Genomic DNA, 26,402 nt, shown 5'->3' with positions numbered 1-26,402 from the left:
CAAGCCCAAAGGCTCGTCCGCGACCCCGCCGACCACGTTTCTCTTTCTTCAATATTCAATTGTCAAATAACCGACGGTCAATACCGTCCCAGTCTCGTCAGAACCGCAAAAATCACCCGAACCAAATCAGGCCCAATTCTCACCAGCTCCGTCAGGAAACCCTAGAGCGAGTTCGTCGGCCGCCAGAAGCGCCGCCGCTCTCGTTCGATGGCCGGGTTATAGGCCCACTCATCCCATAACGTCAACACTCAATCGAAAGAAAAATACAGAAATCGACAACTAACTGTTATCATTGAGGTTTGTCGGCGGACAGAGCCCCGAAAGGTAGAAACACCCCTCCAGAACCACGGATCGCCTGCCAAAATCTTGTCCAAATGATCAAAAACCAGAATTCCCCCTGCCATCTGCTCGACGGCAGCACAAATCGACCGGTGCATAGGTGGAATGTCGGGGAAAGGCCGGAATTTTCGCTTGACTTTCCAACAAAGAAAAAAGGCGCCGGCGAATGTCCGCGGCGCCCCTCCCCTGCCGGTTCCGGCAAGACATCAGCCCTTCAGCTTGCCCATGATCTGCTCGAGGAAGCCGAGCAGCACGGCAGAGACGACGAAGGCGAGGTGCATGAGTGTCAGCCACATCAGCTTGGCATCGGTATATTGCTGCACGTTGAGAAAGACCTGCAGCAGGTGGATCGAGGAGATCGCGACGATCGAGGAGGCGACCTTGATCTTCAGGCTGCCGGAATCGAGCTTCCCGAGGAAAGAGACATCGGCCTCGGCATCGTCGAAGCGGCTGACGAAATTCTCGTAGCCGGCGATCATGACCATCAGGATGAGGCTGGCGACCAGCGCGGCGTCGATCAGGCCGAGCATGGCGAGGATCATCTCCGCATCGTCGAAGACGAAGACGTTCATCGCCACCTTGCCGAACTTGTAGAGGAACGACACCGCATAGACGGCAAGCGCCGCGACGAGGCCGAGATAGAAGACCACCAGGATCCAGCGGCTCGACAGGATGATGCGTTCGACCAGGAGTTCGAGGGATTTCATCGATCAGGCTCCAAGGGATTCGGCAAATTCACCCGTTGTTAACCAATGGCTCGAAGCCCCGCAAGGGTCGTTCGCAGATGCAAAAAGGGCGGCGTCCGCGAACGCCGCCCTTTTCCGGTACGCTTCATCCTTATGCCCTTCGAAACAGGCCCGCAATCAGCGAAAGGACCAGAAGGGCCAGGAAGACGAAGAACAGGATCTGTGCGATGCCGGCCGAAGCACCGGCAATGCCGCCAAAACCGAGCAGGCCGGCGACAAGAGCAATCACGAGAAAGACCACAGCATAATAGAGCATTTTCGAACTCCTTCCTTGTATCGTTGTAGAAACGATGACGTTTGAAAAAGGTTCCCGGTACCCGAACTGAATAGAATGACGTTTTCTTCTTCCAAAAAGCGATGCCGCCGCGGCCCCTCGGCTGCGACGGCATGGCGGTCGTCTATGTGATCGGCACTGTCCCCGGGGAAATTCCGGCAAACCGGACGTGCCCGGGGTTTTCACCGCATTGTCCGGCGCCGGAGCGAAGCCGCTTCGGCTGGACATGTGTTAGTGACGGCGCGTCCAGTCGTCGATCTGCCGCTCCGCCTCTTCCTTGGCGAGGCCGTACCGCTGCTGGATCTTGCCCGAGAGCTCGACACGGCGGCCGTTGATGACATCGAGATCGTCGTCGGTGAGCTTGCCCCACTGGGCCTGGGCCTTGCCCTTATACTCGTTCCATTTGCCTTCGATGATGTCCCAGTTCATGTCGCTGTCCTTTCTGTTCCGTTGAACGCATGGCGTTGACCGGAGGGAAACCGGTGGGCGCCGGAAAGGTTCCCCGGCAGGTCAGTGCATCCGCGCCGCACCGCCCGGATAGGCGCTGTCGGCGACGATGACGTCCTTTGCCGGCGGATCGACCTGCCGGACATGGACTTCGAGGCCGTTCTGCCGGCTGAGGCGCCAACTGATCTCGACATCCTCCTCGACCCACGCTGGATCGACCGCTGCGCAGCGGCCGTGCACGATGCGCTTGCCGGCGCCCGCTCCGCCGAGCGCCGCCGGCAGGGCGCCGACGCACTCTTCCATGGTCTCGAACGCCACCTGGGGCGCTTGCAGTTCTTCACAGGTGAGGCCGCCATGGCTGCAGCCGACCAGAAGCATGATTGCGGCTATGTGTTCCATTTCACTCTCCATCACCCGCGGGTCACCACCCATCGGTCGGGACGGGAAACGGAGCGGCGCGATGAAAGTTCCGGGCGTGGCCAATGACGGCGTTGTCACATTTTCGGGAACAAAATCCGTCGCGGCCCGTTGTCGGCCCATCGCTCGAAAGCGAACCGGACGCGAAAGGAAGCACCGATGCTCAGCACCATTCTCCTCGTCATCCTCATCCTGCTTCTGATCGGCGCGCTGCCGAACTGGGGATACAGCCGAAGCTGGGGTTACGGCCCCTCCGGCGGCCTCGGGCTGATCGTGCTCATCCTTCTCATCCTCGTCCTCATGGGACGTATCTGATCCCCAAACCAAGCCAGGAGCCGGAACCATGAAGAACACCATCATCGCGCTTGCCCTTGTCGCCTCCACGGTGACGCTCACCGCCTGCACCCAGACCGAGCGCGGCACCGCGATCGGCGCGGGCACGGGCGCCATTATCGGCGGCGTCGTCACCGGCCGCGCCGGCGGCGCGCTTGCGGGGGCGGCGATCGGCGGCGCGGCGGGCTATCTCATCGCCCGCTCCGACCGCAGCGGCTACTGCATCTACCGCGACCGCTACGGCCGCCGCTACGAAGCACGCTGCCGCTGACACGGCGCCGGATCACCAAAAAGGAAACGGGCCCTCGGGCCCGTTTCTTGATGTCTGGAACTGGAAGGAATGGATGTTTTCAGGAACCGCTCTTGGCCCGGCGCTCGGCCTCGTCGAGCTTTTCCAGAAGATCGAGAAGGCGATCAGGCACGGGTTCCGTCTCGATCACATCGTAGAAGGATTTGAGCTTGCGGCCGACCGGGCCGTTCGGGTCGAACGCAGCCTTGACGGGTGCCTCCCGCCGCGCGCGCTTCTTCTCTTTACCTGGCTCGATCATGGCCTTGTTTCCATCCGATGCCACCCGCTATCTTCCTTTTGCCCAAGATTCCCAATAGCAAGTCAGACTTAGAATGCTAGTAATAGGTTTCCGCATGGTGAATTCTAGCGGAAACGGTTCCGATGCGGAACATATTCAGGGAGAACTAAATGTCACTTTCCACCCGTATCGCACCGCATCTCGCCTATCTCAGGCGGTTTTCCCGTGCCGTGACGGGCTCCCAGACCTCGGGCGACGCCTATGTCGCGGCCATGCTCGAAGCGCTCGTTGCCGATATCACGCTCTATCCGGAGGGGCGAAGCGACCGGATTGCGCTCTACCGGCTCTATTGCACGCTCTTCGAAAATCTCGACGTGACGCTGCCGGACAACACATCCCCCTTCGGCTGGGAGCGCCAGGCGGCCGCCAACCTTGCCAACCTGCCGCCGGCGGAACGCAAGGCCTTCCTGCTGGTCGCCGTCGAGGGCTTCGACCTTGCCGAAGGCGCGGACATCCTCGACATATCGGAAGAACGCTTCGCCGCCCTGCTCGACGAGGCCTCGCGCGACATCTCGCGGCAGGTGGCGACCGACATCATGATCATCGAGGACGAGCCGCTGATCGCCATGGACATCGAGGACATGGTGAAAGGCCTCGGCCACAATGTGACGGGTATCGCGCGCACCCATTCGGAGGCGGTGGAGCTCTACCACCGCACCTCGCCGCGCATGGTGCTGGCCGATATCCAGCTGGCCGACGGCAGCTCGGGTATCGATGCGGTGAACGACATCCTGAAGAACAGCACGATCCCGGTAATCTTCATCACCGCCTTCCCGGAAAGGCTGCTCACCGGCGAGAAGCCCGAGCCGGCCTTCCTCGTCACCAAGCCGTTCAATCCGGACATGGTGAAGGCGCTGATCAGCCAGGCCCTGTTCTTCGACGAGCAGGCGCGGCTGGCGAAATCGGCCTGAAGGCGAAGTCCAGAATGAGAAAAGCCCGCGCAAGCGGGCCTTCAGTTTGATGACAAACATCGCTCCAAGCACTTCGTCATCCTCGGGCTTGACCCGAGGATCCATTTTTTCAACGGGTTGTGGATGGTCGGGTCAAGCCCGACCATGACGCAGGAAAGGTGCGCGGACTGTGTAAAAAGCCTGAAGGCCCGCGCAAGCGGGCCTTTTCCGTTTCAGCCGAAACGCGGGATTTAAAGCGCGGCGACGACGATGACTTCGACGAGGTAGTCCGGCGTTGCCAGCTTGGATTCGCCGGTGGCGCGGGCCGGGGTGTGGCCCTGCGGCGCCCAGGCGTCCCAGACGGCGTTCATCTTGGAAAAGTCGGCCATGTCGGCGAGCCAGATCTGGGCGGAGAGGATGCGGGTCTTGTCCGTGCCGGCGAGCGCCAGCAGGCGATCGACTTCGGCAAGCGCCTGCTTCGTCTGCTCGGTGACGTCCGAACCCGCCTCGCCGACCTGGCCGGCCAGATAGACGGTGCCGTTGTGCACGACGGCCTGGCTCATGCGCGGGCCGGTTTCAAAGCGTTTGATATCCATGTCTCGTTCCTGTCAGGTCTTGAAATTCTTGGCGGGAGGCCGCCGGCACGCAAAGGCCTGCGGCCAGCCGTCTATACGAGGCCGCGCGCGCGGGCGCCAGTGGCGGAGCGGGAAATTCCCCGCACCGCAGGTCAGCCCAATGCCTTCAACCCATCGAGCGCCGCAGCGACGATCGCTGCGACGGAGGCGTCGATCCCGACGGTCACGACACCCGGTTCGCCGGACGGATCCTCCAGCGTGGCAAGCTGGCTGTCGAGCAGGCTCGCGGGCATGAAATGACCGTGCCGTGCCGCCATGCGGGTCATGAGCAGATCGCGGCTGCCCTTGAGGAAGACGAAGGCGAGCGGCCCGCCGGCAGCCCGGCGCAGGCGGTCGCGATAGGCCCCTTTCAGGGCCGAGCAGGAGACGACGACGGTTTTTCCGGCGCCAAGGCTTTCGGCAAGCGCCCGGCCGATCGTGTCGAGCCAGGGCCAGCGGTCCTCGTCCGTCAACGGGATGCCGCGGGACATCTTCTCGACATTGCCGGCGGGGTGCAGGCTGTCGCCTTCGATGAAGGCGACACCGAGGGCGGCGGCAAGGCCCTGGGCGACGGAGGTCTTGCCGGAGCCGGAAACGCCCATGACGACGATCGCGCTGGCCGCCGTCACGGGCTGTCCGTCCTTACGCCACGCGCTTGCGGCGTTCGATGCGGGCGCGGATGGCGTCCACATCGACGCGGGGCGTCGCGGCGAAGAGGGTCTTCGTGTAGCTGTGCTGCGGGTTTCCGAACACCTGGTCGCGGCTGCCATATTCCACCGCCTCGCCAAAGTACATCACCATCACGTCGTCCGCGATGTGGCGCACGACCGAAAGGTCGTGGCTGATGAAGACATAGGTGAGCTTGAACTCGTCCTGCAGGTCGGCGAGCAGGTTCAGCACCTGGGCCTGGACCGAAAGGTCGAGCGCCGAGACCGGCTCGTCGAGCACGAGCAGGCGCGGATTGAGCATCAGCGCGCGGGCGATCGCCACGCGCTGGCGCTGGCCGCCGGAGAACATGTGCGGGTAGCGCCCGTAATGCTTCTCCTCCAGGCCCACCTTCTTCAGCATGGCCATAGCGCGGTCGCGTCGCTCGCCCGCCGGCACCTTGGTGTTGATGACCAGCGGCTCCGTCAGGATGTCGCCGATCTTCTTGCGCGGGTTGAGCGAACCATAGGGGTTCTGGAAGACGATCTGCACCTTGCTGCGCATTTCGGCCGTCAGCGGCTCATGTGCGATATCGACCTTGCGGCCGTCGATCAGCATGTCGCCCTCGGTGATCGGGTCGATCATCGTGACCATGCGGGCAAGGGTGGACTTGCCGCAGCCGCTTTCGCCGACGATGGCAAGCGTCTTGCCCTGCTCGACCGTAAAGCTCACGCCCTTGACGGCGTGAACGGTCTTGGCCGGTTTGAACAGGCTTCCCGGGATATGATAGTCGCGCTTCAGGTTCCTTGCTTCGAGAACAGGGGTCATCGGACTGCTCCTGCGAAAATCTCGGCGTCGGTCAGCTTTTCCGTGATCGTTGGCAGGCGCTCGCCGGTGGCATTTTCCGGCAGGGCCGAAAGCAGCGCCTTGGTATAGACGCTCTTCGGGGCCGAGAAGAGCGACAGCACGTCGGCCTCCTCGATCTGGCGGCCCTTGTACTGCACGATGACGCGGTCGGCGGTTTCGGCGACGACGCCCATGTCATGGGTGATGATGATGAGGCCCATGCCGTGTTCGGCCTGCAGCTTCATCAGGAGGTCGAGGATCTGCTTCTGGATCGTCACGTCGAGCGCGGTGGTCGGCTCGTCGGCGATGAGCAGCTTCGGATTGCAGGCAAGGGCGGTCGCGATCATCACGCGCTGGCACTGGCCGCCCGACATCTGGTGCGGGAAGTGGCCGAGGCGTTCTTCCGGGTTCGGAATACCGACCGACTGGAAGAGTTCGATCGCCCGGTCGCGGCGCGCCTTGCGAGAAAGATCCGTGTGGATGCGCAGCACTTCCTCGATCTGGTAGCCGACCGTAAAGCACGGGTTGAGGCTGGCGATCGGCTCCTGGAAGATCATGGCGATGTCCTTGCCGATGATCTTGCGCCGGTCGCTGTCCGACATGGCCTGCATGTCGCGGCCGTTGAAGGTGAGGACATCGGCGGTCACCTTCGCCGTCCACGGGAGAAGCCCCATGGCGGCGAGCATGGAGACCGACTTGCCCGAGCCGGACTCGCCGACGATGGCGAGCACTTCGCCCTCGTCGACCTTGAGCGAGACGCCGTCCACGGCGCGGAAGGGACCGGAAGCCGTCTGGAATTCGACGGTGAGGTTTTTGACTTCGAGAAGCGACATCACGACCTCTTCAGCTTGGGATCGAGGGCGTCGCGCAGGCCGTCACCCATGAGGTTGATGGCAAGCACGGTGATGAGGATGGCAAGGCCGGGGAAGGTGACGACCCACCAGGCGCGCTGGATGAATTCGCGCGCCTCGGCGAGCATCGTGCCCCATTCCGGCGTCGGCGGCTGGGCACCCATGCCGAGGAAGCCGAGGGCGGCCGCATCGAGGATCGCCGCCGAGAAGGCGAGCGTCGCCTGGACGATGAGCGGCGCAAGGCAGTTCGGCAGGATCGTCAGGAACATCAAACGCAAGGTGCCGGCGCCGGCCACCTTCGAGCCGACGACGTAATCCTTCGACTTCTCCGTCATGACAGCCGCACGCGTCAGGCGCACGAAATGCGGCTGGTTGACGAGCGAGATGGCGATCATGGCGTTGAGCAGACCGGGGCCGAGAACCGCCACCAGCACGAGGGCGAGCAGCAGCGAGGGGAACGCCAGGATGATGTCCATGATGCGCATGATGAACGTATCGACCTTGCCGCGGAAATAGCCGGCGACGAGACCGATCAGCACGCCCGAGACCACCGACAGCGTCACGACGACGAGACCGATGAAGAGCGAGAAGCGTGCGCCGTAGATGAGGCGCGAGAGGATATCGCGGCCGACGGCGTCGGTGCCGAGAATGTGCCCCCACATGCCGCCCTGCTGGAAGACCGGCGGCAGGAGAAGCAGCTCGCGGTTCTGGCTGCTCGGGCTGTGCGGCGCGACGAAGGGCGCGAAGACCGCCACGAACAGGATGACCAGGAAGACGAAGAGGCCGATGACGGCGCCCTTGTTGCGCGAGAAATAGAACCAGAATTCGGAAAGGCCCGAGGGCGGCGTGCCACCCGTCTTGGTGTCGGCCGTGTTTTGAACCGTGCTCATGGATCGCCTCCTAGTGCCGGATACGCGGGTTGACCCAGCCGTAAAGCAGGTCGACCACGAGGTTGACGATCATGATGACGGCGGCGATCAGCATCAGGCCACCCTGCACCACGGCATAGTCGCGCTTGAAGACGCTGTCGACCATCCACTTGCCGATGCCCGGCCAGGAGAAGATCGTCTCGGTGAGGATGGCGCCCGCGAGCAGCACGCCGACCTGAAGGCCGATCGTGGTGATCACGGGGATCATCGCATTGCGCAGCGCATGCACGCCGATGACCCGGAAGGGCGACAGGCCCTTGGCGCGGGCGGTGCGGACATAGTCCTCGCCGAGCACTTCGAGCATGGCCGAGCGGGTCTGGCGCGCGATGACGGCGAGCGGGATCGTCGCAAGCACGATCGTCGGCAGGATCAGGTAGGTGACCGCCGACTTGAACGCCCCCGCCTGGCCCGAGATCAGGCTGTCGATCAGCATGAAGCCGGTGACCTGCGGGAAGAAGTACATCAGCGAGATGCGTCCCGAGACCGGCGTCCAGCCGAGATAGCCGGAGAAGAAGATGATGAGCAGCAGGCCCCACCAGAAGATCGGCATCGAATAGCCGACGAGCGCGACGCCCATGATCGACTGGTCGAGCCAGGTCCCCCGCTTCACCGCGGCCAGCACGCCGGCCGGAATGCCGAGCACGACGGCGAGGATGATCGCGCAGAGCGAGAGCTCGATCGTCGCCGGGAAGAGCTGAAGGAAGTCATCGAGAACCGGGCGCTTGGTGACGATGGACGAACCGAAGTCGCCCGTCAGCAGGCCTGCGAGATAATCGAAGTACTGGATGTACATGGGCCGGTCGAGGCCGAGCTGGTGCATAAGCTCGGCGTGTCGTTCCGGCGACATCACGCGTTCGCCCGACATCAGCATGACCGGGTCGCCCGGCAGAAGGCGGATGAAGGAGAACGCGATGAGCGATACCCCGAGGAACGTGGGTATCAGGACGGCGAGCCGTCCGAAGATAAAGCGAAACATGGGAGCCAATCCCTTCTTATTTTGAAAAACCGGCGGCCCGAATCTCTTCGAGCCGCCGGCCACTGCACGCTCTTTGCGGCGTGCCCTTTCTCGTAGCCGATCTTACTCGGCGATGTCCACGCCTTCGAAGACGAAGTCGCCGAGCGGGGACTGGACGAAGCCCGAAACCTTCTTGCTCATCGGAACGACGGCAAGCGAATGGTCGATGGTGTTCCACGGCGCTTCGCGCTTGAAGATCACCTGGGCTTCCTCATAGAGCTTCGTGCGCTCTGCGACGTCGGCGGTTTCCTTCGCCTTCGTCATCAGGTCGTCGAATTCCTTGTCGCACCACTGCGCGCGGTTATTGCCGCCGACGGCATCGCAGCCGAGCAGGGTGTCGAGGAAGTTGTCCGGGTCGCCGTTGTCGCCCGTCCAGCCGAGCATGACCGCACCGTCGCGGTCCTTGTCGGAGGAGAGCTTCAGGTATTCGGCCCACTCATAGGAGACGATCTCGACCTCGACGCCGATCTTGGCAAGGTCGGCCTGCATCAGTTCCGCCGCGCGGCGGGCGTTCAGCATGTAGGGACGGGCGACCGGCATGGCCCAGATCTTCATCTTGAGGCCGGAGACACCGGCATCCTCGAGCATCTTCTTGGCGGCTTCCGGATCGTACTTGTCGTCTTCGACGGCATCGTTGTACGACCACATGGTCGGCGGGATCGGGTTCTTGGCGACGGTCGCGGCGCCCTGGAAGACGGCGTCGACGATGGCCTGCTTGTTGACCGCCATGTTGAGGGCCTTGCGGACCTCGACCTTGTCGAACGGCGCGACGAGCGTGTTATAGGCGAGGTAGGCGACGTTGAGGCCGGCCTGCTCGGAGATGTTGAGGTTCGGATCGGCCTTCAGCTCGGCGACGTCGGCAGCGTTCGGATAGGACATCAGGTGGCATTCGCCGGCCTTCAGCTTCTGCGCGCGAACGGCGGCATCCGTGGTGATCGCGAAGACGAGGTCGTCGATCGCCTGCTTGCCGCCCCAGTAATCCGGGTTGGCCTTGTAGCGGATGGCAGCATCCGGCTGATAGGCGACGAAGGTGAACGGACCGGTGCCGAGCGGCTGCTGGTTCATCAGCTCCATCTTGCCGTCAGCCTGCAGCTTGTCGGCATATTCCTTCGAGACGATCGAGATGAAGGGCATGCCGAGGTTGGCGAGCAGCGGCGCTTCCGGGCGCTTCAGCGTGATCTTGACGGTCAGGTCGTCGATCTTCTCGATCTTGTCGATGACATCGGGCAGGCCCATGCCGGAGAAGTATTCCCAGGACGCACCCGGCACATACTTGTTCCAGGCGTTGTCTTCCTTGTACTGGCGCTCGAAGGAGAAGATCACGTCGTCTGCGTTCAGCTCACGCGACGGGGTGAAGTATTCGGTCGTCTGGAATTTCACGCCCTTGCGGAGCTTGAAGGTATATTCCTTGCCGTCAGCCGAAATATCCCAGCTCTCGGCCAGCGCAGGCTCGATTTCCGTCGTGCCGCGCTTGAATTCCACCAAGCGGTTGTAAACCGTGTGCGCGGCCGCGTCGAAGGTCTGGCCGCCCGTGTAGAGACCGGGGTCGAAGCCTTCCGGCGAGGCTTCCGAGCAGTAGACGAAGGTCTTCGACCAGGCGGCCGTACCCATCAACGAGGCAAGCGCCGTCGCTGCGAGGAGAGTAGTCAGCTTTTTCATAGTGAGCTTCCCAGGTTTGCTTTTTTGTTCTCTTGTGCGGGCTCGGGTGCGGTTCCAGCCCCGGCCTTGCGCGGATGGAACGACATTTGCCGCAGGATTGCAATAAGTCCGCGAACAAATTTGTCCAAACGGAAAAATCCTCGGAACATTATTCTCCACAGCATTAGAAACGGCTTCAAAAGCAACGCGAATCACCCGCCGCTTTCCTGTCAATCCCGACCTGAACGGATGGCGCCGTCGCGCCCGCCGCGTCATAACGGGACAACGAGGCAAGAGGGGCGGCCCTTCGCGGCCCGGCGCTGTGGCGGCAGGGCGGGGCAAAAAAGCGAAGGGCCACCCCTCTTACATTTTCTCTTTTCTTTTCAATATCTTGCCAGAAGCGCGGGAAAAAAGTGCCCTGCGCGCGTGAAATTGTCCCGTAAAACCCTTTGCCGCCAGAGATTGCGGCGTTAGATTTGGACGCGTGGAATCCCAGGGATAGAGACCACGTGCCCGTCTTGAACAAACACTACCGGCGCTACGATTTCGAAAGCGATCTTGAGAAGGCTCTCAATCGCGTCGATTTCTTTCGCATCTTCCATACCCTGGCGCTGCGTTACGGCTTCGAACACTTCGGGATACTCCAGCTGGCCAACGAGCACGAGACCAGCCACCTTGCCGGCCGCCTCGTGCTGCACGACCTGCCGGCCGGCCTTGCCGAAACCTATGACAAACGCCACCGCCTCAACGATTCCGCCATCTTCAAGAGCTTCTACAAGTCGACGATCCCGACCGTCTGGCGAAGCGACGACCCGCCCGAAAACGGCACGGTCGGCAGCAGCGACTTCCTCGACCAGATCGGTTTCGACATGGCGCTCGCCATTCCGGTCCATTCGATCGCCGGCACGCGCTATGTGGTGCTTTTCCTCGGCGACGGCGAGGATATCGGTCGCAGCGCCCATTACGAGATCTGCTACGAGGCGAACTGCGCCTTCGACTATTTCTACCGCAAGGTGCTCGCCAACAAGGCCGGCATGGGCCTGACGCCGCGCGAGACGGAAATCCTGCGCTGGATCTCCTACGGCAAGACGGCGAGCGAGATCGCCCTCATCGTCTCGGTCTCCGAACACACGGTGAATTCGCACACGGCGACGATCCTGAAAAAACTCGACGTGGTGAACCGCACGCAAATGGTTGCGAAGGCGATCCGCGAGCAGATCATCCAGTAGCGTCACAAAACAGAACCGTGACGCCGGAGATAGCAGAGTTAGGGACTTGTTAATGGTCGCGGCCTGGATGAGAGTAGCCGCGGCCTCCGGCCAACCATTCGATGCAATCAGGTTCACCCACCGCCATGACCGCACCCGTGCAAATCCTGCTTGTCGATGACGACCCTGCGGAAAACGTCATCCTCAGCGCGCTGATGCGCAAGGTCTCGAGCTATGCGATCACGCTCAACTATGTGGAGACGGTGGAGGCGGCGCTCGATTTCATCCGCGCGTCCGGCGTGCAGCTGGACATGATCCTGATGGACAACCGGCTCCAGCCCCAGGCGGATTTTCGCGAGACGGTGCCGGAGCTCAGGCGCAACGGCTATATCGGCCCGGTCGGCGTCATCTCGTCGTCGATCAGCGATGCCTATTTCCAGAAGATAGACGACTACGGGGTCGACTTCCGCATCGACAAGGCCGAACTCGATCCGACGGCCATCGAATTCATCCTGCAGGAATATGTGAAGCGCGACGTCGGCGCCGGGGAATAACCGCCGGCACCAGGCGCGTCAGGCGGCCGGCTGGCGCGCGGCCGCGGTGTCCAGGCCGAGCAGCATGCCGATCTGCGGGCGGGCCTTGACGAGATCGTCGATCGTGTATTGCTGCAGCACTTCGAAGAAGGCGTTCAGCGCCTTGCGCAGCGCCGAATTGAGACCGCAGCTGTCGACCAGCGGGCATTCGATCTCGCCGGCCTCGAAGCATTCGGCCATGGCGAAGGAATCCTCCGTCACGCGCACGACGTCGAACAACGTGATCTCCGTCGCGGGCTTCGGCAGGCGCACGCCGCCGTTGCGGCCACGCACCGTCTCGATGATGCCCGCGCGCGTCAGCGGCTGGAGAATCTTGAACAGAAACAGCTCGGAGACGCCATAAGCCCTGGCGATTTCCGGGATGCGGCTGAGTTTGTCACCATTCGCCGCGCAGTACATCAACATGCGCACCGCATAGTTGGTTTGTTTCGTCAGACGCATCGGGAACTCCGGATCCGGTTTTCAAGTCCGAACACATATAGGACACTTCACTGTTTAGAACAATTCCAAAAAGCGGAAAATCACATTCATGTTATGGCAGGGATCGCACGGTTGACTGCAAGGGGCAAGCCGTTAAACACGACTTTAGCAGTTAAGAATAAATGCACCAGGAGGACCAGATGCAACTGCTTAAGACGTCCCTCGCCGCCCTTGCCCTCTCGACAGCCGGTCTGGCGCTTGCCGCACCTGCCCTCGCGGATGGTGAAGTCAACATCTACTCCTACCGCCAGCCGGACCTGATCAAGCCGCTGCTCGACGAATTCACCAAGGAAACCGGCATCACCACCAACGTGCTCTTCCTCGACAAGGGCCTGGTGGAGCGCATCCAGGCGGAAGGCGCGAACTCGCCGGCCGACGTCATCCTGACGGTCGACATCGCGCGCCTGACGGAAGCCAAGGAAGGCGGCGTCACGCAGCCTGTCCAGAACGACATCATCAACAAGGACATCCCCGCGCAGTATCGGGATCCGGATGGCGACTGGTTCGGCCTGACCACGCGCTCGCGCGTCGTCTACGCCTCCAAGGATCGCGTCGCGCAGAACGAGATCACCTACGAGGAGCTTGCCGACCCGAAGTGGAAGGGCAAGATTTGCACCCGCGACGGCCAGCACTCCTACAATATCGGCCTGCTCGCCTCGATGATCGCCCACCACGGCGAGGCCGAAGCCGAAAAGTGGCTGACGGGCCTGAAGAACAACCTCGCCAAGAAGCCTGACGGCGGCGACCGCGACCAGGCCAAGGCGATCCTCGCCGGCGAATGCGACATCGCGCTTGGCAACTCCTACTATGTCGGTCTGATGATGACCAACGAGAAGGAGCCGGAGCAGAAGGACTGGGCAGCCGCCATCAAGGTGCTGTTCCCGAATGCGGGCGACCGCGGTTCGCATGTCAACGTCTCCGGCATGGCACTCGCCAAGAACGCCCCGAACAAGGACAACGCGCTGAAGCTGATGGAATTCCTGTCGGCCGGCACCGCGCAACAGATCTATGCCGAGCAGGTCTACGAATACCCGGTCCTGCCGGGCGCGGAGCCCTCCGACGTCGTCAAGTCCTTCGGCACGCTGAAGCCGGACGCCCTGCCGCTCGTCGATATCGCGGCAAACCGCAAGAAGGCATCGGAGCTGGTGGACAAGGTCGGCTACAACGACGGTCCGTCGCAGTAACGGGATGCCTCCCAAGGCCAAACCAGGAAACGGCGGCTCTCGGGCCGCCGTTTTCGTTCATTGCAGGTCCGGATCCGACTGGCCGGTGATGATCCGGCTGTAGTCGATAATGTCCTTCTTGCGCTGCGGCGTGCCCGGATGAGTGGAGAGGATGTTGGTGTCCCCCCTGTCGCCGAGCTTTTCCTCCAGCAGGCCGAAGAAGCGGGCGATCGCGGCGGGATCGAACCCGGCCTTCGCCATCAGCTCGACCGAGCGCCGGTCGGCTTCGGCCTCCGCGCTGCGCGAATAGGAGAGCGCCAGCAGGCCGCCGCCCTGCACCAGCACGTCCTCGACCGCCGAGCCGACGTCGCCGGCGATCAGCATGATGAGGCCGGTCATGCCGGCGGCGCGGTAGAACTGGCGCAGGCTGTGCTCCAGCTCGACATGGCCGATCTCGTGCGCAAGCACGCCCACGATCATTTCCGTATCGCTGCCCGCCAGCTCGACGAGCTGGTCGGTGACGACGAGCGTGCCGTCCGGTAGCGCGAAGGCGTTCGGCCCGATCAGGCCGCCGTCGCGAAAGTTGAGATTGTAGGCCCCTGCCCCGCGCGGCGACTGGGCGGCGATGCGGGCAAAACCGTCGGCGATCTCCTTGCGGCGGCCGTCCGGCAGTTTCGTCGGCGAGAAGGTCGTCTGGTCGAGCGCCTCCAGCGTGCCCTGCGCCATCAGCTGCGGCACGATCGGCGGCGTGGTGAGGATGGCGAGCTCGACGAGCGCCGGTACGCCCCAGCGATAGACTGCGCCGCCGAGCACGAAGGCGGCGAGCACGATGACGATGAGGCGGAGCCGGAACTGTTCCAGCCAGTGCACGAGGCCGGCACCGCCCTTGCCGCGCGCCGCAAGATAACGGTCGATGCCGTCATTGTCCCAGGTCTCGAAGACCGAGCCGTCCGGGAAGGTCACCCGGCGCGGGATGGCCCCGACGCGGCCGGAAATCTCGACCCAGGAGAGGCCCGCGCCGGCAAGCGGCTTCTCGCCGCCGACCGGCACCGCCGCGATTTCCCCGGCCCGCTCGACGAGGCGGGCCTCGACCGAGCGGCTGGAGCCGGCGGGATGCCAATCCCCGCCGGCAATGGTGGCATTGTCAGAAGCCAAAGTCGAAACCTTCAAAATCCATGAATTCGGAGCCGACGGCCGAGCCTTGCGCCTCGATGCGGCTGAACAGCTCGCCGATGTCGCCGGCAAAGGTAACGCCGGTATGCTCCCACGTATAGCGCGCCATGCGCACCGCCGCCCAGGGTCGCATCAGGCCGAGGGTCAGCAGCGTGACGATGACGTTGGAAATGGCGATCCAGGTGTAGCGGGTGCGCGAGACGTCGCTCAGCAAGCGGTGCTGGCCGTCGAAGGTGGTTGCCGACCAGGCAATGTTGCGCACGCCCGCGCGATAGAAGAGGCCCGCAATGCCGAAGGTGGCGAAGAGCACGATGTAGCCGATGACCGCGCTGATGACGAGCGGGATCTGCTGTTCCGGTGTCAGCGCGCCGGGCGTCTCGATCATCGGCAGGATCAGCGAGAGGTTCATGAAGACGATGAGCGCGATGACGCCGAGGCCGACCAGCGCGATGAGGAACGACAGGAGCCAGGACTTGTAGAGCGGACCGAGCTTCGGATCCGTATCGAAGGCCTTGCCGCCGTAGCGCAGGTTCGAGCCGACATAGCGCGAGACCCAGCGGCTGGCGAGCGGTGTCAGGATGCCGACGGTGATGACGGCGAGCAGGCTGCCGAGGATGAAGGCCTTGAAGGCCCCGCCCGCCCCGCCGACGAAATCGAAGCGCACATTGCGATAGCTCGTGACCCGCGCGGAGAAGCGCAGGCCCTTGGCGACGAGCCAGGGCAGCGCGATCAGCACGACCAGCGTCGGCAGCAGCACGAGGATCGGTACCAGCGTCGCGATGACGTTGAGCGCGACGAAGGCGCCGAGAACGATGAGGCGGCCGATGAGGATCTGCAGCCCCTTGGCGTGGTATTCGAACGACCGGCCAAGCAGCACGGTGTTGCCATAGAAGTAACGGTTACGCCGAACCTTCGCCCAGGCCGAATAGATGCCGAGCGTCAGGATCGTCAGCAGCACATTGACGATCCAGATGCCGAAATACTCCGACGCCTTGCCGGTAAACGTGATGCGGTGGAAACCGCCCGCCTGTCCCGCGGGCGCAGCGGATGCTGCAAATGCCATATCGTTTGCCCCTTCCAAATGCATAGAACACGAGGGCTTAACGGCCCGGGCGGTATGGCTATTCTTCGCAGAGCACAAAAAACCCGTAACGCAAAAGGGGCCCCCATCCGGGAGCCCCCTTCAATCCTATCCGGTCGAACGGATCACTTCATCGTCGGAATGGAGAATTCCGCGCCGCCCTTGATGCCGGACGGCCAGCGGCTCGTCACGGTCTTGGTGCGGGTCCAGAACTTGATCGAGTCCGTGCCGTGCTGGTTGAGGTCGCCGAAGGCCGAGGACTTCCAGCCGCCGAAGGAATGGTAGGCGAGCGGAACCGGGATCGGAACGTTGACGCCGACCATGCCGATGTTGATGCGGCTGGCGAAGTCGCGGGCGGCGTCGCCGTCGCGGGTGTAGATCGCGACGCCGTTGCCGTATTCGTGCTTCATCGGCAGGTCGAGGGCTTCCTCGTAGTTCTTGGCGCGGACGACGGAGAGAACCGGGCCGAAGATCTCGGTCTTGTAGATCTCCATGTCCGGCGTGACGTTGTCGAACAGGCAGCCGCCGACGAAGTAGCCGTCCTCATAACCCTGCAGCTTGAAGCCGCGGCCGTCGACGACGAGGTTTGCACCTTCTTCCACGCCCTTGTCGATGAGGCCGAGGATACGCGCCTGGGCCTCCTTGGTGACGACCGGGCCCATGTCGGCCTTCTCGTCGGTATAGGGGCCGATGCGCAGGCTCTCGATCATCGGCGTCAGCTTTTCGATGAGGCGGTTGGCGGTTTCCTCGCCGACCGGCACGGCGACCGAGATCGCCATGCAGCGCTCGCCGGCCGAGCCGTAGCCGGCGCCCATCAGGGCGTTGGCGGCCTGGTCGAGGTCGGCGTCGGGCATGATGATCATGTGGTTCTTCGCGCCGCCGAAGCACTGGGCGCGCTTGCCGTTGGCGGCGGCCGTGCCGTAGACGTAGCGGGCGATCGGCGTGGAGCCGACGAAGGAGACGGCGGCGATGTCCGGATGCGCCAGGACGCCGTCGACCGCGCTCTTGTCGCCGTTGACGACGTTGAGGATGCCTGCCGGCAGGCCGGCTTCGATCATCAGTTCGGCAAGGCGGATCGGCAGCGACGGATCGCGCTCGGACGGCTTGAGGATGAAGGCGTTGCCGCAGGCGATGGCCGGGGCGAACATCCACATCGGGATCATGCCCGGGAAGTTGAACGGCGTGATGCCCGCGCCGATACCGACCGGCTGGCGGATCGAGTACATGTCGATGTTCGGGCCGGCGCCTTCGGTGAACTCGCTCTTGGACAGGTGTGGAATGCCGATGACGAATTCGCAGACTTCGAGGCCGCGGATGACGTCACCCTTCGAATCCTCGATGGTCTTGCCGTGTTCGCGCGAGATCAGCACGGCGAGCTCATCCATGTTCTGGTTGAGAAGCTCGACGAACTTCATGAAGACGCGCGCGCGGCGCTGCGGATTGGTGGCGGCCCATTTCGGCTGCGCGGCCTTGGCGCTGTCGATGGCGGCCTGGAGATCCGCGTCGTTGGCGAGCGCGACCGTCGCCTGAACCTCGCCCGTCGCCGGGTTGTAGACGTTTGCGGTGCGACCGCTGGTGCCGGCGACCTTCTCGCCGTTGATGAAATGGCCGATCTCGTACATGGGGAGTCCTCCGTTTGTTGTGAAAGGATCATCGCACTTCAATTTGCACAACTCAATCACCTTAGATAAGGAACCGTTGTGCAGAAATTAAAGTCGGAGGCAAAGATGAACTGGGATGACGCCCGCATGTTCCTGGCGGTGGCCCGCACCGGGCAGATCCTCGCCGCCTCCCGCCGCCTCGGCGTGAACCATGCCACGCTCAGCCGCCGCGTCAGCGCGCTGGAGGAGGCGTTGAAGACGCGGCTCCTCATCCGCCGGACCAATGGCTGCGAGCTCACCGCCGAGGGCGAGGCCTTCTTGCGCGCAGCCGAGCGGATGGAGACGGAGATGCTGGCGGTGCAGGCGAGCATCGGCCGCATCGATACCGCCGTCGCCGGCACGGTGCGCGTCGGCGCGCCGGACGGGTTCGGCGTCTCCTTCCTCGCGCCGCGCCTCGGCCGGCTGACGGCGCGCCATCCGGAGTTGAAGATCCAGCTCGTGCCGGTGCCGCGCTCCTTCTCGCTCTCCCAGCGCGAGGCCGACATCGCCATCACGCTGGAACGGCCGGAGCAGGGGCGCCTCGTCTCCGCCAAGCTGACGGACTATACGCTCGGCCTCTATGCCTCCCGCGCCTATCTTACAGAAAACGGCACGCCGCAAACCGTCGAGGACCTCAAGGCCCATCGGCGGGTCGGCTATGTGGAGGACCTGATCTTCACCGCCTCGCTCAATTTCACCGGCGAGATCATGCGCAGCTGGGATGCGGGCTTCGAGATTTCCAGCGCCACCGGCCAGACGGAGGCCGTGCGTTCCGGCGCCGGCATCGGCATCCTGCACGATTACATCGCCCGGCAACATGACGAGCTCGTCCGCCTGCTGCCCGGCACCGCCATCCGCCGTGCCTACTGGACGACCTGGCACGAAAGCGCGCGGGACCTGACGCGCGTGCGCACCGTCACCGAATTCCTGCAGGAACTCGTGCAGAAGGAGCACCACATCTTCCTGTGAGCGTCAGTCGCCCGCGGGCAGCGCGGCCGTTTCGGGCATCGGCACCAGCACGCTTTTGGCCCGCGGCGTCCGCTTCTCCCCGGCCTCCTCTGCCGGCTTTTCGGCAACAGTGACCGTCACCTTGTGCTGGCCGGCCTCGTCAGGCAGCGGCACGCGAACCGCATTGCGGATGACGGCCGGCTCTTCCGCCCGCGCCTCCTCCACGATCCGGCGTTTTGGCGTGCGGCGCGGCTCTGCGCCCTCGTCGATCACCGCCACGGGCTCGGCGCGCACCGATACGGGCTGGCTGCGCAGGCCGCCGCTGCCGCCGGCATAACGCAGCATGTCGAAGGTCTGGCTCGTCACCGGCTTCAGCCGCATGCCGCCCATCAGCGCGGCGATGCGCTCTTCCGGCATGGAGGGATGGCAGAAGCGCAGGCGCACCTGCGCGGAATAGTTGCCGTCCCCGATGCGGCCCATCGCCGTTTCGCTGAGCGGCGCCGTTCGTTTGGCGAACTGCCAGGCATAAAGGCAGCTCCCGGAGGTGCCGAGCGGCCCCGTCGCATAGCCGTAGACGCCGTGCGTGTTCTGGCCGGCAGCCGCGTTGATCCTCATGGCGACGCCCGGCAAGGCCTGCCGCATCTCGGCAAGGATCGCCCGCCGCGTCGGCGCGCGCAGGAAGGCGGTGCCTTCGGCGGGCGTGCCGACCCGCACCGTCAGCACGTTCTCGCCGGCGGAGGCCGTCGCGTTGGAATAGACGATCGCCTGCTCGAAGAAATCGCCGCGCACCGTCTGGCGCACGCTTTCGATGCGCCCGGAGATCGACGGCAGGTAGGCGGCGGCGAATTCCGGCGAAACCTCCGTCGAGATCGGCGGCGCATCCGGCCGGATGGAACCGGTTTCGAGGAACGGATCGTGCACGGCGGTGCAGCCCGTGGCAAGGAGCGGAAGTGCAGCGAGAAGCAGCCAGCGCATGAAGAACCTATCGGATGGGGGCCGTGGAGACGGCAAGGCCGCGGGCGGCCGCCGGGTCGTAGAGATGCATGTTGAGCCGCGCGAAGACCGCCTGCGCCTGGCCGCGATTGCCGAGATGGTAGTAGGCCCAGCCGCGCAGCTGGCTGAGATCGGCCGGCTCGGCGACGAGGCTGGCGCGCGCGTTCAGCGCATCGAGCACGCGCTGGTACTGCTTGTGGTCGAAGGCCGAGCGGGCACGCTGCCAGTAGATCTCGGCCCGCACCTCGCGGTCGCGCCTTTCCGCAAGCGGATAGAGGCTGACCATCGCCTCGGCATCGTCCGTCAGCCGGCCGCGCAGCAGGGTGAGCGCCGCGCCATAGGCGGCATCCGCCTGCGTGCGGCTGTTGCCGAGCGCCGCCTGGAAGGCGTTGCGGGCTTCGGCCAGCCGGTTCAGTTCGAGGTGGCACCAGCCCTTGATCAGCATGGCATCGGCGGAGATCGCGCCGCGCGCTTCCAGCGCGGAAATGTCCTTGATGCAGGCACTGAAGCGCTTCGCCTTGAAATGCGCGAGATAACCGCTGCCACCGCCCGTGGCGGAAGCGACGGGCATTTCCACGGAGACGCTGCGGCGGCCCTTGGGCGGGGTGGCGACCTTTATCTCGGCCCAGATCTCCGGGTAGATGTCGCGGTATTCCTGCTCCAGCGCCGCATAGTCCTTCTTCTGGCCGAGGCGCAGCAGGCTGAGTGCGAGCCCCTTGACGCGCACCGGCGCGCTTTCCCAGTCGAGCGACTTTGCGAACCAGGCCCTTGAGGCCTCATACTGGCGCGAATTATAGGCATACCAGGCGAGGATTTCCGCATGGTCGGCGTTGGACGTCACGAGGATCGCGTTGCTGTAGGCGGTGACGGTCTTCCCGTCCGCGTCCGGCTGGTCTGGCTTGGAGAAGCGCAGCGACAGCGCATTCATCAGGAAGGCCGGGTCTGCGGAAAGGTCCTCGATATAGGCTTGCGCGACCGCATAGGCCTCTTCCTGCCTGTTCCCTGCCGCCAGCGACAGGTAGAGACCCTTGGCGTTCTCCGCGTCCCGGCGCTTGGCAAGCGCCGCCTTGAACCAGCGCGCGGCACTTTCCGGCGCCTTGAGCTTCAGGTCGTACCAGCCGAGCAGCGACAGGTCCTCGAGACGTTCGCCTTTTTCCGCGGCGGCGCGAAGCTTGCCGACCTCGCCCTCCGCAATCGGCGTCTGGCGCTTTTCGTCCGCATTGAAATCCGCGATGTCCTTGCGCGTCAGATCGAGTTCGACCGGCGCCAGGCCAGCCTGCAGCAGCGGCGATGTCGCCAGCAGGCCCATCGCCTTGCGCACGTCCTCCGACGGGAAATCCCGCGTCGATTTCTGCAAGGTCGTGAGAATCTGCTGGTCCGGCAGACGCTTGTCGCCCTCGCGGAAGAGCAGGCCGCGATACACCGAAGTCAGCGCGTCCTTCGCGCCGGTTCCCGCATAGGCATCGAGCAGCATCCAGGCGAGGTCGACCTCCGTTTCCGTCGACGGATCGAGACCCTTCGCCGCCTCGATGACGCCCATCCAGTCCTTGCGGGCGGTGGCGGCCATCATCTCGACGCGCTGCCTGCGCCGGGAGAGCTTGCCGGAAAAATCCTCGCTCGGCATCCATTCGGGATTTTCCGAACGGCGCCTGCCGATCTCGGCCTCTATGCCGGTGAAGTCGTTCTTCTCGTAGAGCGCCCAGAGCGCGCTCTCGTCCACTTGCCGCGCAGCAGGCGAATAGACATCCGCCGGCACCACGAAATCCGGATATTTCAGCCGCAGGCGGTTCGTTTCGGCCTCCAGCCGGGCGGCCTGCTTCTGCTCGGCGTAATAATAGAGGGCAGCCATCTCGACCGCGTCGGGACCGGCCTCGCCCGCCAGCGCGATCGGCGACAAAGCCGTGCAACCGGCAAGAAGGGCGGACAGGAAAAGCGCTCTCATCGATCGGACCTCACGCCCCTCTTCGGCACCGTCACACCGAGCCAGACGGCGAAGGTGCCGAGGCAGGCGAGAACGAGCAGCACGTAGATCTGGAAATTGTCGGAGAACCAGGCGGCCGCGACCCGGCGCAGATTGCCCGGGCTGCGATCGGCGAAGTCGGCGATGTAGCGCTCCGCCGCCGGCAGGCTGGAAAGCGCAAGGCTTGCCATCTCGATGGTTGCCGTGCCGCCCTGGAGATCACGCCAGACGGCAGGTGCCACGAGCCGCTGCACGCCGGCATCCACATCGCGCGGCGAACCGGCCTTGACCACCGTCCAGGTGGAAAGGCCGTCGGGCGAGCGCATCTGTGAAAGCGTCACCAGCGCACCTTCGCCATGGGGGGCCCGCCCGGCATCCTCGCCTTCATAGCTCAGCCAGCGCCCGAAACCGTTCGATGCGGCGGTGAGCCAGAGCTGCGCCCGCGCGCCGAAGGAAAGGTCTTCCTGCTGCGCGGCCGTCGAATTGTGGAAGGCCTGCAGGAGGTCGGCGGTCTCGTCGCCGGTGCCGGCGGAAACCGAGGCGGTGAGCACCGGGTCGGGCTTCAGCAGGTCGGCGACGGAAGCGCCGATATCGGCTTCGGCGGGGAAAGCCGATTTGCCCGCGGCGCCGAGCTCGGCAAAGTCGTTCTGCGAGGAGATCACCAGCGCGTCGCGGCCGGTGCCCTGCGCGGGCAGGCCGATGGCGATCCTGGCATTCAGCGGCGCACGGGCGGAGCGCGCCAGGCGGGACAGAAGCGTGAGGCCGGCACCGACCGACTGGCTGTCCGCCCGGTCGATGACGAGGTCGAAGGCCTTGCCGCCGCCATAGGGATAGGCCTTGCCGGCCAGCGCCGAAAGATCGGGCAGCCGGCCGACGCGGGCGAGCGCCGGAACCTCGATGGCGGTCGTGTCGAGCAGGATGAAGCGCGGCTTGCGGTCATCGCGCTCTTCCGGGCGGCAGGCGGCGTCCGCCGCCATCGGCAGCTCCGCCAGCAGTTCGATCCGGTTGACGCCCGGCCGAAAGGCGCGCAGCGGCAGCTCGATCCGCTTGCCGTCGAACTGCTCGCCGGTGCGGTTGCGGAAGGGATAGCTCTTCACCACCCGGTCGTTGACGCGCACGAGAAGCTGCGCCGTCTGGTCGAGGCCCGGCGAGGTGGCGGCGGAAAGGCGAAGGTCGAGCGTCGCATATTCCGCCGGATAAAAGTCCGCCGGCATCTCGACCGAAAAATCGGTGCGCGACAGGCGACCGGAGAAGACGCGGGTCTCGTAGCCGGCATCCTTCAGCGTGCGACGATCGCCGGCATCGACGGCGAGCACGTCCCTGCCCGTTCCGAAGATGCCGGTCTTCAGGCCATCGGCCATCGATCCCTTCACGGCAGCGAGCACGGCCGCGCGGATATCGCCGGCATTGGCGGCGCGCATGACGACACGCGCCCGCTCGGCCGAGGCGCCGGCCTGCACGGAAAGCCCGCGCGGGGCGCCGGCGAGGCCGAGTTTCGCAAGCGTGGCCGAACTGTTTCGGTCCATGGCCATGACGAGATCGATGCCCGGCCCCGTGCCCGGCCTGTCGGCGACCGAGACCGTCACGTCATCCCGGTTCAGGAACAGGACGAGCGCCTGAAGGACGGGCGCGGCCTCGTTCAGCGCCTCGGCATCGGGCAAGGCGGGAAGGACGACACGGATATCCGTGCGCTGCTCCGCCGTACGGCGAACGGCGAGCAGGCTGTCGAAATCGGCAAAGTCGGTGGAAACGGGAGAAGCGAAGCCGCTTGCCGCTGGATCGAGCTTCGTCCAGAGCTCATAGGTGGCGTCGAGCGAGCAATCGACACGATGGTGCTGCCGGGCGCGCAGGCGCACGACATTGCGGCCGGCCCGCAGGAATTCGGAGACGACCGCGACCTTCTCCGTCTTGACACCATTCGGCGAGGCGATGGGAAAGCCGCCGAGGTCGCGGCCGTTGACCTCGATATCCACCTTCGCCGTGTCGGGCAGCACCGAGACCGCGTTGACATAGGCAAGGTTCAGCGTGCCGCCGGCGGCAACCTGCGGACCGTTAAGCTGGAAGGTGAAGGTCGCGACGTCGTCCTCGCCGGAAAGCGTGTAGGCCTCCGCCGACTGCTCGAAGGGTACGAGGTTTTCGGCCGCGGCGCCTTCGGACGCGATCTTCTTCGTCTCGACGGAGTGCGGCAGGAGGCCGCTGGTCAGCACCGTGCCATCGAGGAGCGGCTTGACGGCATCGGCCACCAGCCCCTCGGCCCGGCCGGCGCTGGCCGAGGCAACGAGGAAGACGAGCGCCAGGGTCTTGAGAAGCGTGGGGTTAGCCATAGGCCTGGGCTCCTGTCAGGACCGGCGGCAGCTCGGTGGCGCGGCCGGAGATCTGGGCATTGTTGTCCTTCACGACGATCGGCGCGTCGGCAAAGGATTTGACGTTGCTTTCGCGGATGAGGCCGGCGGAGTAGCGGAGCGCGCGGAGCGTCTCGCGGATGCTCCAGAGGGCGAAGCGCGAGGTGCCCCAGAAGAAGCTGCGGCGCACCTGGCGGCGGGTGATGCGCTCCTGCAGGACGGCCTGGTCGGAATACATCAGTTCGGCAATCGCCAGGAAGGTTTCCGGCGTGCGCTCCTTGTAGGCAAAGCCGTGCACCGCGCCCGCACCGGCATCGCGGCTGGAACGATAGACGACGTCGAAGGTGATGACCTGGCCGGCGCGGCGGAGCTGGATGGACGCTTCGAGCGGGTTTTCAAGGTCGATCTCCGGTGCCGTCTCGACGAATTCCACCGAGACGCCGCCGAAGGAGGCATCCTGGATGATAATGTTGGAGAGCTTGCCCTCGGCCTTCATCAGCGCATGGCGCTTGACGGGCAGGCGCTGGTTGCGGCGCAGCTCCCGCCGCTCGGCGACGACGCCGAGCGCAGCCCCAGCAAGGCCGAGATTGATGAGGTTCCAGCCGGCGACGATGGTCAGGAGTTCGGTCGCGACCGGCTCGGTCAGGAAGCGGTAGCCGGAATAGAGCGCGGCCGCGAGCAGCACGAAGAAGATGAGGAAGTAGGGCCGGGCGAGCGGCGACAGCATGCTGCGGTCGAGCGTCTGGCCCTTTGCCGTGACGTTGAAGGTCGGCTTCCTCGGGCTGCGGATGACGCTGACGATCGAGCCGAAGAGCAGCACCGACTGCACATATTCATAGAGCTCGGAGACCCAGGGCCAGCGCACGCGGCCATAGAGATAGCTCTGCATGGCGAAGGAGCCGATGAGGTAGGTCACCGCGTAGGAGGCGAATTCCAGGATGTTCGCCTGGTAGATCTCCAACGAGAAGAAGATGTAGAGCAGCGGCGAGAAGACGAAGGCGAGCCGCGACAGCGGGAACAGCCAGAACAGGTTGATGCCGGCATAGCAGATGCGCTGGGCGAGCGTCAGGCCCTTGGCGAGGAACGGCCGGTTGAGGATGAGGATCTGCAGCATGCCCTGGCACCAGCGGGCGCGCTGGCCGATGAAGGACACGAAGGTTTCCGGCTGGAGGCCGGCGATCAGCGGCTTGTCGACATAGAGGCTGTGCCAGCCCTTGGAATGCAGCGCCAGCGCCGTCTCGCAGTCCTCGGTGATCGACTGGCCGGAAAAGCCGTTCGCCGCGACAAGCGCCGCGCGGCGCAGCACCGCCGCCGAGCCGCAGAAGAAGGAGGCGTTCCACTTGTCCAGCCCGCGCTGCAGGATCGAATAGAACATCTCGTTTTCCGAGGGCATGCGCGCGAAGGTCTGGAGGTTCTTTTCCAGCGGATCCGGATTGAGGAAATAGTGCGGCGTCTGGACGAGGAAGAGCTTCTTGTCCTTCCGGAAGAAACCGACCGTCTCGCGCAGGAACTCGCGCACCGGCGCATGGTCGGCGTCGAAGACGACGACGAGCTCGCCCTTCGAGACCTTCAGGCCCTCGTTGAGATTGCCGGCCTTGGCGTGGTCGTTCTGCTTGCGGGCATGATAATGCACGCCGAGCGAGGCGCAGAGCGCCTTCAGCTGCTCGTGGCGGCGGATCGCCGCGATCGAGATGCGCGGGTCCTTATGGTTGCGCTTTGCCTCCGTGCCGCCGTCGTCGAGCAGATAGACGTTCAGCTTGTCCTTCGGATAGAGCATCGACTTCGCCGCGGCGAGCGTGCCGGCAAGCAGCTCCGGCTCCTCGTTGTAGGACGGGATGAAGACGTCGACGGTCGGCAGGCTCGCCGCATCGCCCATCTCCGGGCTTTCGCGCTTTACCGGATCGGCCAGCATGAAGAAGCTGATCGCCAGCATGGCAAGGCAGTACATTTCCGCGAGATAGAGGACCAGGCCGGGAATGAAGTTCAGCGGTTCATAGATGCTCGGCAGCGTCTCGGTGGTACGCCAGAAGGCGTAGCGCATGGCGAGGATGCCGGCAAAAACGAAGGTGACGAGCCGGAATGTGGCGCTCTTCGGGCGGGTCATCGCCAGGAACATCACGCCGAGCACGGCAAAACTCAAGATAAGCTGGGCCTGAAGGCTGATCGGCAGCCAGAGAAGGAACAGCCCGAACATGCCGGCGGGAACCGCCAGCCATTTGACGCACGTCATGTGCATTTGAAGAACCCCAT

Annotated in this window: 27 protein-coding genes; 7 read left to right on the top strand and 20 right to left on the bottom strand. The window is 64.3% G+C overall.

Features of this window, described 5'->3' with window-relative positions:
• Positions 1 to 545: 545 nt before the first annotated feature.
• The 4 genes from MUU56_RS12525 to MUU56_RS12510 form a co-directional block, all read right to left on the bottom strand.
• Complete coding sequence (locus tag MUU56_RS12525) at positions 546 to 1,046, bottom strand: TIGR00645 family protein (protein ID WP_244767611.1); 501 nt, start codon at positions 1,044 to 1,046, stop codon at positions 546 to 548.
• A gap of 130 nt (positions 1,047 to 1,176) precedes the next feature.
• Positions 1,177 to 1,341 (bottom strand): DUF1328 domain-containing protein, encoded by a 165-nt coding sequence (locus tag MUU56_RS12520; protein ID WP_023514833.1) that lies wholly within the window; start codon positions 1,339 to 1,341, stop codon positions 1,177 to 1,179.
• Between the two features lie 249 nt (positions 1,342 to 1,590).
• Positions 1,591 to 1,788: a CsbD family protein gene (locus MUU56_RS12515; protein ID WP_064332396.1), complete on the bottom strand. Its 198-nt coding sequence runs from the start codon at positions 1,786 to 1,788 to the stop codon at positions 1,591 to 1,593.
• 81 nt (positions 1,789 to 1,869) lie between these two features.
• The gene (locus tag MUU56_RS12510; protein ID WP_244767610.1) at positions 1,870 to 2,205 is read right to left on the bottom strand and encodes a hypothetical protein; all 336 of its coding nucleotides are present in this window, start codon (positions 2,203 to 2,205) and stop codon (positions 1,870 to 1,872) included.
• Positions 2,206 to 2,382: 177 nt separating this feature from the next.
• Here MUU56_RS12510 and MUU56_RS12505 point away from each other — a divergent pair, with 177 nt between their 5' ends.
• Together MUU56_RS12505 and MUU56_RS12500 are read left to right on the top strand one after the other, a co-directional pair.
• The gene (locus MUU56_RS12505; RefSeq protein ID WP_023514830.1) at positions 2,383 to 2,538 is read left to right on the top strand and encodes a DUF3309 family protein; all 156 of its coding nucleotides are present in this window, start codon (positions 2,383 to 2,385) and stop codon (positions 2,536 to 2,538) included.
• 28 nt (positions 2,539 to 2,566) lie between these two features.
• A complete protein-coding gene (locus MUU56_RS12500) occupies positions 2,567 to 2,827 on the top strand; it encodes a YMGG-like glycine zipper-containing protein (protein ID WP_023514829.1) in 261 nt (86 codons plus the stop codon).
• Between the two features lie 79 nt (positions 2,828 to 2,906).
• Here the strand turns inward: MUU56_RS12500 and MUU56_RS12495 are convergent, their stop codons facing one another.
• Positions 2,907 to 3,104, bottom strand: a complete 198-nt coding sequence (locus MUU56_RS12495; RefSeq protein ID WP_244767609.1) for a NepR family anti-sigma factor — start codon at positions 3,102 to 3,104, stop codon at positions 2,907 to 2,909.
• Between the two features lie 149 nt (positions 3,105 to 3,253).
• On the opposite strand from MUU56_RS12495, the gene MUU56_RS12490 reads away from it, so the two are divergent.
• Positions 3,254 to 4,054: a response regulator gene (locus MUU56_RS12490; protein WP_244767608.1), complete on the top strand. Its 801-nt coding sequence runs from the start codon at positions 3,254 to 3,256 to the stop codon at positions 4,052 to 4,054.
• Positions 4,055 to 4,284: 230 nt separating this feature from the next.
• Here the strand turns inward: MUU56_RS12490 and MUU56_RS12485 are convergent, their stop codons facing one another.
• From MUU56_RS12485 to MUU56_RS12455, 7 genes are all read right to left on the bottom strand, one after another.
• Positions 4,285 to 4,629 carry a RidA family protein gene (locus tag MUU56_RS12485; RefSeq protein WP_134649753.1) on the bottom strand — a complete coding sequence of 115 codons (345 nt, stop codon included), beginning with the start codon at positions 4,627 to 4,629 and terminating at the stop codon, positions 4,285 to 4,287.
• Positions 4,630 to 4,760: 131 nt separating this feature from the next.
• On the bottom strand, positions 4,761 to 5,249 hold the full coding sequence (locus tag MUU56_RS12480; RefSeq protein WP_244767635.1) for a gluconokinase: 489 nt from the start codon (positions 5,247 to 5,249) through the stop codon (positions 4,761 to 4,763).
• A gap of 40 nt (positions 5,250 to 5,289) precedes the next feature.
• The gene (locus MUU56_RS12475) at positions 5,290 to 6,120 is read right to left on the bottom strand and encodes a dipeptide ABC transporter ATP-binding protein (RefSeq protein WP_244767607.1); all 831 of its coding nucleotides are present in this window, start codon (positions 6,118 to 6,120) and stop codon (positions 5,290 to 5,292) included.
• Positions 6,117 to 6,971 (bottom strand): ABC transporter ATP-binding protein, encoded by an 855-nt coding sequence (locus MUU56_RS12470; RefSeq protein WP_133035997.1) that lies wholly within the window; start codon positions 6,969 to 6,971, stop codon positions 6,117 to 6,119. Before MUU56_RS12470 ends, MUU56_RS12475 begins: the two co-directional genes overlap by 4 nt.
• Complete coding sequence (locus MUU56_RS12465) at positions 6,971 to 7,879, bottom strand: ABC transporter permease subunit (RefSeq protein ID WP_064328948.1); 909 nt, start codon at positions 7,877 to 7,879, stop codon at positions 6,971 to 6,973. Before MUU56_RS12465 ends, MUU56_RS12470 begins: the two co-directional genes overlap by 1 nt.
• Before the next feature lie 10 nt (positions 7,880 to 7,889).
• Positions 7,890 to 8,894, bottom strand: coding sequence for an ABC transporter permease subunit (locus tag MUU56_RS12460; RefSeq protein WP_244767606.1), 1,005 nt, complete (start codon positions 8,892 to 8,894; stop codon positions 7,890 to 7,892).
• A gap of 102 nt (positions 8,895 to 8,996) precedes the next feature.
• Entirely contained in the window at positions 8,997 to 10,592 is a 1,596-nt protein-coding gene (locus MUU56_RS12455; RefSeq protein ID WP_244767605.1) for an ABC transporter substrate-binding protein, read from the bottom strand.
• Positions 10,593 to 11,080: 488 nt separating this feature from the next.
• On the opposite strand from MUU56_RS12455, the gene MUU56_RS12450 reads away from it, so the two are divergent.
• Both MUU56_RS12450 and MUU56_RS12445 read left to right on the top strand, forming a co-directional pair.
• A complete protein-coding gene (locus MUU56_RS12450) occupies positions 11,081 to 11,800 on the top strand; it encodes a helix-turn-helix transcriptional regulator (RefSeq protein WP_244767604.1) in 720 nt (239 codons plus the stop codon).
• A 125-nt stretch (positions 11,801 to 11,925) separates the two neighbouring features.
• On the top strand, positions 11,926 to 12,333 hold the full coding sequence (locus MUU56_RS12445) for a response regulator (RefSeq protein WP_244767603.1): 408 nt from the start codon (positions 11,926 to 11,928) through the stop codon (positions 12,331 to 12,333).
• 18 nt (positions 12,334 to 12,351) lie between these two features.
• Here the strand turns inward: MUU56_RS12445 and rirA are convergent, their stop codons facing one another.
• Positions 12,352 to 12,813, bottom strand: a complete 462-nt coding sequence (gene rirA / locus MUU56_RS12440; RefSeq protein ID WP_244767602.1) for an iron-responsive transcriptional regulator RirA — start codon at positions 12,811 to 12,813, stop codon at positions 12,352 to 12,354.
• 179 nt (positions 12,814 to 12,992) lie between these two features.
• Between rirA and MUU56_RS12435 the strand changes: the two genes are divergently transcribed.
• Positions 12,993 to 14,036: a Fe(3+) ABC transporter substrate-binding protein gene (locus MUU56_RS12435; protein WP_244767601.1), complete on the top strand. Its 1,044-nt coding sequence runs from the start codon at positions 12,993 to 12,995 to the stop codon at positions 14,034 to 14,036.
• A gap of 57 nt (positions 14,037 to 14,093) precedes the next feature.
• On the opposite strand, the gene MUU56_RS12430 is transcribed toward MUU56_RS12435, so the two are convergent.
• The 3 genes from MUU56_RS12430 to MUU56_RS12420 form a co-directional block, all read right to left on the bottom strand.
• Complete coding sequence (locus MUU56_RS12430) at positions 14,094 to 15,170, bottom strand: M48 family metallopeptidase (protein ID WP_244767600.1); 1,077 nt, start codon at positions 15,168 to 15,170, stop codon at positions 14,094 to 14,096.
• A complete protein-coding gene (locus MUU56_RS12425; protein WP_244767599.1) occupies positions 15,160 to 16,251 on the bottom strand; it encodes a YjgN family protein in 1,092 nt (363 codons plus the stop codon). Before MUU56_RS12425 ends, MUU56_RS12430 begins: the two co-directional genes overlap by 11 nt.
• 143 nt (positions 16,252 to 16,394) lie before the next feature.
• Positions 16,395 to 17,891, bottom strand: a complete 1,497-nt coding sequence (locus MUU56_RS12420; protein WP_244767598.1) for a CoA-acylating methylmalonate-semialdehyde dehydrogenase — start codon at positions 17,889 to 17,891, stop codon at positions 16,395 to 16,397.
• A 105-nt stretch (positions 17,892 to 17,996) separates the two neighbouring features.
• Here MUU56_RS12420 and MUU56_RS12415 point away from each other — a divergent pair, with 105 nt between their 5' ends.
• Entirely contained in the window at positions 17,997 to 18,878 is an 882-nt protein-coding gene (locus tag MUU56_RS12415; RefSeq protein ID WP_244767597.1) for a LysR family transcriptional regulator, read from the top strand.
• Between the two features lie 3 nt (positions 18,879 to 18,881).
• Here the strand turns inward: MUU56_RS12415 and bcsN are convergent, their stop codons facing one another.
• From bcsN to bcsA, 4 genes are read right to left on the bottom strand one after another with little or no spacing between them, the layout of a single operon-like run.
• Positions 18,882 to 19,832, bottom strand: a complete 951-nt coding sequence (gene bcsN, locus MUU56_RS12410) for a cellulose biosynthesis protein BcsN (protein WP_244767596.1) — start codon at positions 19,830 to 19,832, stop codon at positions 18,882 to 18,884.
• A 7-nt stretch (positions 19,833 to 19,839) separates the two neighbouring features.
• Entirely contained in the window at positions 19,840 to 21,792 is a 1,953-nt protein-coding gene (locus MUU56_RS12405; RefSeq protein WP_244767595.1) for a hypothetical protein, read from the bottom strand.
• Positions 21,789 to 24,134, bottom strand: a complete 2,346-nt coding sequence (locus MUU56_RS12400) for a cellulose biosynthesis cyclic di-GMP-binding regulatory protein BcsB (protein ID WP_244767594.1) — start codon at positions 24,132 to 24,134, stop codon at positions 21,789 to 21,791. The genes MUU56_RS12405 and MUU56_RS12400 overlap by 4 nt, the downstream gene beginning before the upstream one ends.
• Entirely contained in the window at positions 24,127 to 26,388 is a 2,262-nt protein-coding gene (bcsA, locus tag MUU56_RS12395; protein WP_244767593.1) for a UDP-forming cellulose synthase catalytic subunit, read from the bottom strand. Before bcsA ends, MUU56_RS12400 begins: the two co-directional genes overlap by 8 nt.
• Between the last annotated feature and the right edge of the window lie 14 nt (positions 26,389 to 26,402).

The organism is Shinella yambaruensis (assembly GCF_022899355.1).
Lineage (GTDB): Bacteria > Pseudomonadota > Alphaproteobacteria > Rhizobiales > Rhizobiaceae > Shinella > Shinella yambaruensis.
This window is presented reverse-complemented; position numbering and strand designations above follow the sequence as displayed.